The sequence below is a fragment of the Micromonospora pisi genome (assembly GCF_003633685.1).
GTDB lineage: Bacteria > Actinomycetota > Actinomycetes > Mycobacteriales > Micromonosporaceae > Micromonospora_G > Micromonospora_G pisi.
The window spans coordinates 5,691,365-5,700,620 of sequence record NZ_RBKT01000001.1 but is presented as its reverse complement, the minus strand read 5'-3'; the positions used below and the strand labels follow the sequence as shown (position 1 = coordinate 5,700,620).

The 9,256-nt window shown below is 67.4% G+C and carries 8 protein-coding genes; 7 read left to right on the top strand and 1 reads right to left on the bottom strand.

Annotated elements, in window-relative coordinates; genetic code table 11:
• Positions 1 to 116 precede the first annotated feature (116 nt).
• Positions 117 to 353, bottom strand: coding sequence for a GntR family transcriptional regulator (locus tag BDK92_RS24435; protein ID WP_121158805.1), 237 nt, complete (start codon positions 351 to 353; stop codon positions 117 to 119).
• A gap of 295 nt (positions 354 to 648) precedes the next feature.
• On the opposite strand from BDK92_RS24435, the gene BDK92_RS24430 reads away from it, so the two are divergent.
• The 7 genes from BDK92_RS24430 to BDK92_RS24405 all read left to right on the top strand — a co-directional run bounded on the left by BDK92_RS24430 (position 649) and on the right by BDK92_RS24405 (position 9,152).
• Positions 649 to 1,530, top strand: coding sequence for a helix-turn-helix domain-containing protein (locus tag BDK92_RS24430; RefSeq protein WP_121158804.1), 882 nt, complete (start codon positions 649 to 651; stop codon positions 1,528 to 1,530).
• Positions 1,523 to 1,717 carry a DUF397 domain-containing protein gene (locus BDK92_RS24425; RefSeq protein ID WP_121158803.1) on the top strand — a complete coding sequence of 65 codons (195 nt, stop codon included), beginning with the start codon at positions 1,523 to 1,525 and terminating at the stop codon, positions 1,715 to 1,717. Before BDK92_RS24430 ends, BDK92_RS24425 begins: the two co-directional genes overlap by 8 nt.
• 98 nt (positions 1,718 to 1,815) lie before the next feature.
• Complete coding sequence (locus BDK92_RS24420; RefSeq protein WP_211349357.1) at positions 1,816 to 2,049, top strand: hypothetical protein; 234 nt, start codon at positions 1,816 to 1,818, stop codon at positions 2,047 to 2,049.
• 85 nt (positions 2,050 to 2,134) lie between these two features.
• Positions 2,135 to 4,270 carry a UvrD-helicase domain-containing protein gene (locus BDK92_RS24415; protein WP_121158801.1) on the top strand — a complete coding sequence of 712 codons (2,136 nt, stop codon included), beginning with the start codon at positions 2,135 to 2,137 and terminating at the stop codon, positions 4,268 to 4,270.
• 131 nt (positions 4,271 to 4,401) lie between these two features.
• A complete protein-coding gene (locus tag BDK92_RS38540; RefSeq protein WP_147457107.1) occupies positions 4,402 to 4,758 on the top strand; it encodes a hypothetical protein in 357 nt (118 codons plus the stop codon).
• A gap of 411 nt (positions 4,759 to 5,169) precedes the next feature.
• Entirely contained in the window at positions 5,170 to 5,547 is a 378-nt protein-coding gene (locus BDK92_RS24410; protein ID WP_121158800.1) for a hypothetical protein, read from the top strand.
• Complete coding sequence (locus BDK92_RS24405; protein WP_121158799.1) at positions 5,547 to 9,152, top strand: caspase, EACC1-associated type; 3,606 nt, start codon at positions 5,547 to 5,549, stop codon at positions 9,150 to 9,152. The genes BDK92_RS24410 and BDK92_RS24405 overlap by 1 nt, the downstream gene beginning before the upstream one ends.
• The last annotated feature ends 104 nt before the right edge of the window (positions 9,153 to 9,256 follow it).

Below are 9,256 nucleotides of genomic sequence, written 5' to 3'. Positions count from 1 at the left end.
ATGTCCTGCTTCCACCAATAAATAAGCCGGAAGCAGGCTACGGTTAGCGACCCGAAAGGAGAGACGGCGGCCCCATAGATGAATCAAGGATCGAGGGGGGAGCCTTCGTTGGCGCATTAAGAATTTCGCTCAGAGGCGTCAGCGACAAAGACGCCTAATCCTTGCCGGCCGACAAGCTCGCCGGACTCAATCATCAGGTCTACAGCTCTCCGAACAGTTGCGGAGCTTGTCGAGTACTGATCCATGAGCTTCTGCGTCGTCGGGATCTTCTCACCCGGCTTCAACAAGCCCGCCTTGATCCTGGCCCGAAGATCATCACGTATGGATCTCCAGAGGGGCGTGGCGTAAGGCATAGCTTGATGGGATCACTCTGGATCAGCAGGTAGACGAGTAACCCTGGGTTTGCTAGGAATCCTAGTTAGCCTGAGGTAGGCTCGTCGTACGAGGACGGCAGGGGGGACATGGGCAGGCGATGGAAGTGGTTCTTGCGGCCGGGGGAGGTCGGGGTTGACCTGGTCGGGCAGGTGGCGCCGGACGGGGATGTGCCGGTGCGCTGGCGGCGGCTGACGGTGGCGCATGTCGTACCCGATCTTCAGGCGACCTCGCGGTGCGACGGCGCGGCGGAGTGGCGCGGGAGGCGGGGAGCGGATGGTTGACGACATGGGGTCGACGGTGCCTCGACGGCAACTCGGGCGGGAGCTGCGGGAGCTGCGCACCGAGGCGCGGATGACGCTCGACGGTGCGTCGGAGGCGTTGCAGTGCAGCCGGCAGAAGGTGTGGCGGATCGAATACGGCCTCGGCCCCGTGCGGGCCCTCGACGTCCGCGCGATGTGCGAGCTGTACGCCGCCACCCCCGAGCTGACCGGCGCGCTGATCGCCCTGGCCGGCGAGACAAAAACCAAAGGCTGGTGGCACTCGTACGGCGACACCGTCCCCGAGTGGTTCGAGCTGTATGTCGGCCTGGAGTCCGCCGCCTGTCGACTCCGGGAACACGACGAGGCGCTGATCCCCGGACTCCTGCAAACCCGCGCCTACGCCCTCGGGCTCTATGGCAACCGCTCCGGCATGGCCGACGACGAACGGGAGCGCCTGGTCGGGCTGCGGCTGCGACGGCAGGCCCTGCTCCGGCGTCGGCTGCCTGCCCCGCCCCGGCTCGACGTCATGCTCTCCGAAGCGGTGCTGCTGCGCACTGTCGGCGGCTCGGCGACGATGGCGGAACAACTCCGGCACCTGCTGGAAATGGGCCGCCTCCCCCACCTCTCGATCCGGGTGGTGCCACTCGCCGCCGGCCCGCACTTCGGCACGGTCGCCGGGGCCTTCGTGCTGCTCGACTTCCCACCCGGCAAACGCGTCGAACCCGAACCCTCGGTCGTCTACAGCGAGTCGTTGACCGGGGCGCTCTACCTCGACCGCAAGGAAGAACTAGCCGCCTACGAGCAGGTCTGGGCCAGCCTCGAAACGCTCGCCCTGAACGAGCAGCAGTCCCGACAGCTCATCAACAAAACCATCGAGGAGATCTACCATGGCTGAACTGACCGGCGCCCACTGGCGCAAGAGCACCCGCAGTGGCGACAACGGCGGCAACTGCGTCGAGGTCGCCGACAACCTGGCCGACATCGTCGCCGTACGCGACAGCAAAGACCCGGCCGGGCCGATGCTCACCTTCTCCCCCGGCGCCTGGACCGCCTTCATCCACGCGGCCAGGTCGAGGCGCTGACACCGTACGCCGGAAGCACGGCGCCCGGCGAACCGCCGGGCGCCGACTTCAGCGCACGGCTGCTCCCGGGCCTGATCCGGTCCGACGCCTCGGATACGGTGCGCCGAGTCCTGGCCGAGGCACTGCCGTGGGTCACCGCGCTCCCCGAGCCAGACGTCGACCAACTCCTGTCCGAGTTGGTGACGGTGACGCAGGGGGCCTCCTCCCTGGACAACCTGACCCCGGTAGCCGTCCTGCTGATCCAGTGGCGGCACACCGCCGAGGTGCACAGCGACCCAGCGCTGCTGGAAATCCTCCACCGCGAACCCGAAGGCGACTTCGGACGCGTGTAGGTGCCCCACCGGGCCGTCACGACTCGTACGCGATGGGTAGTGTCGCTTCCGCCGTCATCGATCGACCACGCCGGAGGTCCCGCCCGTGCCGCAACTCGCCTTCGCCAACAGCTTCTGGGAAAGCTACGACGTGCTCGAAAAACCGGTGAAAGCCGGAGTACGCAAGGCGATGGCGAAATTTCAGCAGCTCACCATCGCCGAGCTGCACGCCGACAAGGGTCTGCACCTGGAATCGGTCCACAACGCGCGGGACCCGCGCATGCGGACCATCCGGATCAGCGACTTCTGGCGCGGTGTGGTGCTCGCCCCGGACGACGGCAGCGACACGTTCCTCCTGCTCTACGTCGTGCCGCACAACGACGCGTACGGGTGGGCGGCGAAGCGCCTCTACACGGTCAACACCGCCACCCGGGCGCTGGAGGTGCGCAACGTCGTCGCGATCGAACAACTCACCCCGGCGCTGGAACAGGCTGCGGCGAACGCGTCGGCGCTGCTCTTCGCCAACCGCTCCGACAAGGTGCTGCGCCAGCTCGGCATCGACGACCAGGTGCTCCGCGCCGTACGCACCATCATCGACAAGCCGCAGCTGGAGGCGTTCAGCGCGCTCTTCCCGGAGGACCAGTTCGAGGTCCTGCAATACCTCGCCGAGGGTTTCACCCCCGACGAGGTCTACCGGGACGTGGTCGCCGAACGTCGGCCCGCCGACGCCGACGATCACACGGTCGACAGCCTCGCCATGGCGATCGCCAACACCACCAGCCGGATCACCCTCGTGACCAGCGCCAACGACCTGGCCGAGATCCTGGAGAAGCCGTTCGCGGCGTGGCGAGTCTTCCTGCATCCGTCCCAGCGGCGGGTCGCCTACCGGGGCTCGTACAACGGGCCGGCGCAGGTGACCGGCGGACCCGGCACCGGCAAGACGGTGGTGGCGCTGCACCGGGTCAAGCACCTGCTCGCCCGCTCCCCCGACAGCCGGGTGCTGCTCACCACCTACACCAACGCGCTCGCCGGGACCCTGCGGGAAAACCTGGCGTTGCTCCTCGACCACGACGCGAAACAGCTCGACCGGGTGGAGGTGACCACCGTGAACGCCTTCGCGGTGCGTACCGTCCGCAACCTGGTCGGGCGGGTGCCGTCCCTGATCGGCGACGCCGACGAACGGCAGGTCTGGCGACGCGTACGCCGCCAGCTCGACCTGCCCTGGACGGAACAGTTCCTGGCCCAGGAGTTCCGGCACGTCATCCTCGCCCACCAGATCGACGACCTGGCCGGATACCAGCGGGTCGTCCGGCGTGGCCGGGGCTCGACGATCGGCCCCCGGCAGCGGGAACGCGTCTGGCAGGCGATCGGGGTCTTCCAGGCCGAGTTGAACGCGACCGGCACCAGCACCCACCTGCAACTCTGCGCCGAGGCGGCCCGGCTGCTGGGCGAGGCCGATCTCGCCACGCACGGCTTCGAGCACGTGGTGGTCGACGAGGCACAGGATCTGCACCCCGCGCAGTGGCGGGTGCTGCGCGCGGCCGTACCCAACGGGCCGAACGACCTGTTCATCACCGGTGACCCGCATCAGCGGATCTACGACTCGCGGGTAGCGCTTGGCGCCCTCGGCATCGCCACCGCCGGGCGCAGCAGCCGGCTACGCGTCAACTACCGCAGCACCGAGGAGATCCTCACGTGGTCGACCGGGCTACTCGACGGTTCGCGGGTCGAGGACCTCGGCGGGGAGGGCAGCGACAGCCTCGCGGGATACCGCTCTCTGCTGCACGGCAGGCGTCCGTACGCCGGAGGTCACCCGAGCGAGCAGGACGAGGTCTCAGCGCTGGCGCAACGGGTACGGGAATGGCTCGACCAGGGAGTCAGGCCGAGCGAGATCGCCGTCTGCACCCGGTTCAACCTGCTGCTGGACCGGGTGGGCGACGAGCTGGAAGGGGCGGGAATTCCTACCGTCCGGGTGAAGGACCAGCCCGGTGCGGACGTCGACGGCGTACGCCTCGCCACCATGCATGCGATGAAAGGTCTGGAGTTCCGCTGCGTCGCGGTGCTGGGGGTGACCGCCAAGGCGGTGCCTTTCGCCAAGGAGATCACCCCACCAGAGGTAGACCGCATTCAGCACGACAGCGACCTGCTCCGCGAACGCTGCGTGCTCTTCGTCGCCTGCACCCGGGCCCGGGAAGCGCTGCATGTCTCCTGGAACGGGACGGCGAGTCCCTTCCTGCCATAGGACGCGCACACTCCAGGGCGGCAACATCCCGCACCCGCCCTCAAGGCGGCCCAGCCAGCTATCCGCACCTTCCCAATCAAACTGAGGTTGTAGACGGTTGCGTGTTGGGTGTGGGCGTTGGTACCTGCGACTTGGACGAGGTGGCCGGCGGAGGTTTTGAGCCATTGGCCGTGGCGGAGTTCAACGGCGTCGATCCAGCGTCCGCCGAGTGTGTCGGTGCCGTCATACAGGAATTTGCTGTTGGTGCCTGCGTTTTCGCGGTTGGAGCGGCGGCCGAGTCCGTCGCAGCCGTAGCTGACGGTCAGACGTCGTTTGATAACCAATCGCGCCGCATGATTCCGTGCATCCCTCGGGTACTGCTTTGGCATCTGTGGAACCCCTTCATACTGAGGAAGCTCGCCCAGACCACGGTGGGTTCACAAGCCTCGAGTGAAGTGCTCACCCTGGTGGCGTTTCGCCGGGGAGCCCTGCGCGACCACTTCAGCTAAGCCCTACAACCGCGTGTCGAATACCCACGACATAGAAGTTCGACATGAGGCCCGGGTACGTCCACGGACGGGGAGCCGGGAGACGATGCGATGACCCAGACGGTGAGCAGGCAAAACCGCGGTGCCGCCAATTGGCGCACGCAGTCTGCGGGTTCTACCTCGTTGTCGGGACGAGCTGCCGGCACCCGCCAACACAATCTCGGGACGTCGGCAAGTCTCGACACCAATTTTCGACACGTCCAGCGGTAGGTCCGATCCACGCCGGGCCGGCGGCGTCCGATCCCGGTTGCAATCGCCGCTGCGACGCGTACGCCCGTCAACGCCGACCGGAAGTTCATCCGATAGCCGACAAACTCAACCGCTCCCGGCGGCCCCTCCGTAGCCTCTGATGACTGAGGACGGGGAGGTCGGGTGTCGTACGTTCGCATTCAGATCAACTTCACGCCGCTGGTCGAGGACGACGAGTTCGTTCTCGACCAGTTGACCGAGGAGCTGACAGACCAGCTCCGCGAGATCGGTCTGGTAGAGCGTGTCCGAAAGCAGGTCTCGGGCACGGACAACAAGGGCATCGCCGAGCTCACGCTCAACACCGTGACCGTGCTGGCAGGTGTCGACCCAGGCTACGTGCAGGCCATGGTTGACCTGGTTGTGGCGTTCCTACAGCGTCACACCGGCCGCCGCGTCCACCTGCGGGTGGGCGACATTGAGCTGACCATCGATCAGCCAACCCATAACGAGACCGCCGAGCTAATCCGGACCATCCAGGCCGCAATCGATCGGTCTCGCTGATGGGCCGCCATGCGCTGCTGCTCGGAACCGCCGTTCACCACGCCGACCGCCAGCTCCAGCCGCTCCCATCCGTACGTCAGGACCTGACGCAGCTCAAGACTCTGCTGGACAGCTCCGGCGGATTCGACACCGTGGACGACGGGCTGGATCTGCCAGCCGCGCACCTGCGCCAGGCAATCGAAGAGTTCTATGGCGCACGCCGCACCGGCGACCTGGCGCTGCTCTACTACTCCGGCCACGGGGTGCTGCACGACGACCAGCAGTCGCTGTTTCTGGCCGCTACGGACACCGTAGTCGGCCAACCACACACGACGGCCTTCGACGTTGACGGCACCCTGCGCCACCTTCTCAACATCACCAAGGCCAGTCAGAAGGTGGTTCTGCTCGACTGCTGCTTTTCGGGCGCCTTCACCGCACGACACCGCTTCCGCGGCGGCGTACGCGAGGAACCGCGTCGCGCCAAGCGCGAGCGTGGCACTGTCATTCTGACCTCTAGCAATCACATGAAGTCGTCAAAGGCGCAGGACTCGAACCGCCCGTCGGTCTTCACCGAGGTGCTCCTCGATGGGCTGCGGGGTGCGGCCGCGGGGACGGCGGACGACGGCTGGATCACTACCAATGATCTTTCCCGGTACGTTCTGGCCGAAATGGCTCGGCGCCGGCAGCACACACCGGTCGAGTCGAGCGAGGGCGTCTCCGAGCCGATTCGCCTGGTCGCCGCGCCGGGCTCCGAAGCCGCCGCCCGTCAGACCATGGTCGCCGTCGAGCCCCCTACAGACGACGCCCCCTTCGATACCGACCAATGGCGTCGACTGGTCGCGTACTACATCAACTGTATGCAACGTTCGACCGCCCTCCAGTCCTTCATCGACCCACAGGCGAGCGACACGTACATCCCGGCCCCGTCCGGCGCCGAGGCCGTCTTTACGGCCACCGCACCGGTGCAGCTCAGTGGTCGCGCGTCCGCGTTGGCCACCCGGGCCCGCGCCGACGGTAAGGAGTTGCAGTACGGCTATCCGGTTGTTGCCGTACGCCCCAGCAGGCAGAAGCCGGTACGGCTCGCCCCACTGCTGGTCTGCGACGTGACCGTGGGTACGGACGACGTCCTGCACCCCATGTTCCCACCCCGCCCGAGCCCCGCGCTGCTCGATTTATTTCAGCTCTCCGAGGTGGAGGCCGACGAGCTGGTGCTGCGAATCGAGCAGGTCTTCGTTCCTGGTAACCCGGAAGCCCTCGCTGCCACCGTCGATCTGCTGATGAAGACGTTTGGCCTGACCCCGGTGGTCGACCTGGACGCGGCAACGCTCTCCGGTACCGTGCGGCCGGCGCCGCTAGACCGGGTGCAGAACGCGGCGGTGCTCTACACGGTCGACGCCGCAGACTCGCCGCAGCGACAGCTCGTCGAGGACCTGCAGGGGATGGTCAAAAACCCGAAACTCATCGAGCGAACCGCACTGGGCGCGCTGGCGCTGCGCTCGGCCGCCGTCGTCCCAGCGCCGGCTTTGACGGTGACCCTGAGCCCCGTGAACGAGGCACAGGAAGAGATCATTCAAGCGGCCATGTCACAGCGGATGACCGTCGCGCAGGGCCCACCCGGAACAGGCAAGAGTCAGCTGCTCACCGCCCTGCTGGCTACCGCCACAGCCGCCGGACAGAGCGTGCTGATCGGCTCCACCAGCAACCAGGCTGTCGACTCCGTGGTCGACCGGGTCATCGACCTAATCGGTCCCGGCCTGATACTGCGTACCGGTAACAAGGAACACCGGCTACAGGAGCCGAAACACATCTCGGACATACTTGCGGCCTATCCGCCGGCAGAGCAGCTCCGGGAGCTGGACGAGCGTACGCCCGTACACGAACTGCGGCTGTTGGCCGACGAGGCCGGCGACCTGCGACGGACCCTGGACGAGCGGCGCCTGATCGAGCGAGACCTGGCGGACCTGGCGCTTGAACGCCAGGCCGAGCGGGCCGCTGTGGTTCCCCTGCCGGCCGACGACACCGCCCTGACGCAGCTCGTCCACCTGACCGATCGCGCCCTGGCGAGCCGATGGTTCGGCTGGTGGTACCGGTGGCGGCTACGCCGGCACGGCGTAGCCGACCGCGACGCCATCGGGTCACTCGCCGAACGGGCCGTGATCGAGCTGCGTTGGCGGGAACGTCGGCAGCGCCTCGCCGAGCTGCCCGAAACCGACGCGTCCTGGCGACGACTGGTCGAACTTGTCGGCACCGATCGACCCGCCGTCAGCGTTGGGCTACTACGTGCCCAGATCGCCCGACGCGTGGCCGCGGACGTACGGCTGCTGCAGAACCGGGCCGATGAAATGGCCAAGCCGCAGTCCGACAGCTGGGCGTACTTCCCTGACTTGCTACGGGTGCTACCGGGTTGGGCCGTCACCGCACTGTCCGCGCGGCGGCTGCGCAGGATTCCCGCGATGTACGACCTGGTGGTGATCGACGAGGCGGCCCAGTGCACCGTGCCGGCGATCCTGCCGATGCTCTACCGCGCCAAGCGTGCGCTAATCATCGGAGACCCACGCCAGCTCCCGCCAGTCGTCGACCTTCCCGAGGCCGATGACCTCGCGCAGCAGGCCAAAGCCGGCCTGGGAACGGGGTGGTTGACCACCCGCAGGCTGGGCTACGCGCGCCATTCCGCATACGACGCGTTTGCCGCCGCGTCCGGCGCGACCCACCTCCTCGACGAGCACTACCGGTGCCATCCGGACATCGTCGACGTGCCCAACCGTGAGGTGTACCAGGGCCGCCTCACGGTACTGACCAACCCGGCCCGGCTCACCGCCTGGGCCGACCCAGCCGTGCGCTGGCGGGACGTGGCGGGAACGTTCAATTATGGGCCCACCGGGTCGGGACGTAATGACGCCGAGATCGTCGAGGTGGTGGCGGAGGTGGTGCAGCTGCGGGCGTCGTACCCCGATGCGTCGATCGGGGTCGTCACACCGCTGGCGGCGCATCAGCGTGGCCTGGCCGCAGCCCTGCATTCCGCCGGCCTCGATGAGAATCTGCTCTGCGCGACCATCCACAGGTTTCAGGGCAGCGAACGCGACATCATGGTCGTCTCGCCGGTCGGAGCGCACGGCATCCGCGACCGCACCCGGGACTGGCTTGTCCACCAGACGAACCTGTGGAATGTCGCCATCACCCGGGCCCGGTCCCAGCTCGTCGTGGTCGGCGACCGGTCGTGGTGGTCCGGTCAGCGTGGTCTGCTGACCGCCCTGGCCGCCGGCCCACGGCCACCCGTGGCTGCGTCGGACGCCACGCCGGGACCCGCCGACCGGCTTCATCTTGCCCTACGAAAGGCGGGCCTCGCCGTCCAGCGGGACGTCATCGTGTCTGGGCAAACCGCCGACCTGGTTGTGCGGCGGGCCGGCTCGGAGGTCGCCCTCTTCATCGACGACCCGGCGGGCGACTCCGACGGCCGCACGTTACGCAAGGTACTCGCGCGTCTCGATATCGCCGCCGACCATACAATCGTCCGACGGGTGCCAGCATGGCGCTGCCTGGCCGACCCGGAGCAGGTGGCAGCAGAGTTGTCGGAGCACCTCGACCGGTTGCTCGGAAGCACGCCAGCTGCCCCGAACGACCGTTAGCACGGCATTGCGGCTACCCCCGCCTGGTCCTTAATTTGCGCAGATCGACTGAGGCCCGCCCGTACCGCCCGAAACGTAGACTCGTCGCCCGTATGGAACCTGCG

Coding starts and splice junctions, on each gene's coding strand:
- BDK92_RS24425 (WP_121158803.1), top strand. CDS start 1,523: ATGGCTGAACTGACCGGCGCCCACTGGCGCAAGAGCACCCGCAGTGGC.
- BDK92_RS24430 (WP_121158804.1), top strand. CDS start 649: ATGGTTGACGACATGGGGTCGACGGTGCCTCGACGGCAACTCGGGCGG.
- BDK92_RS24405 (WP_121158799.1), top strand. CDS start 5,547: ATGGGCCGCCATGCGCTGCTGCTCGGAACCGCCGTTCACCACGCCGAC.
- BDK92_RS24435 (WP_121158805.1), bottom strand. CDS start 353: ATGCCTTACGCCACGCCCCTCTGGAGATCCATACGTGATGATCTTCGG.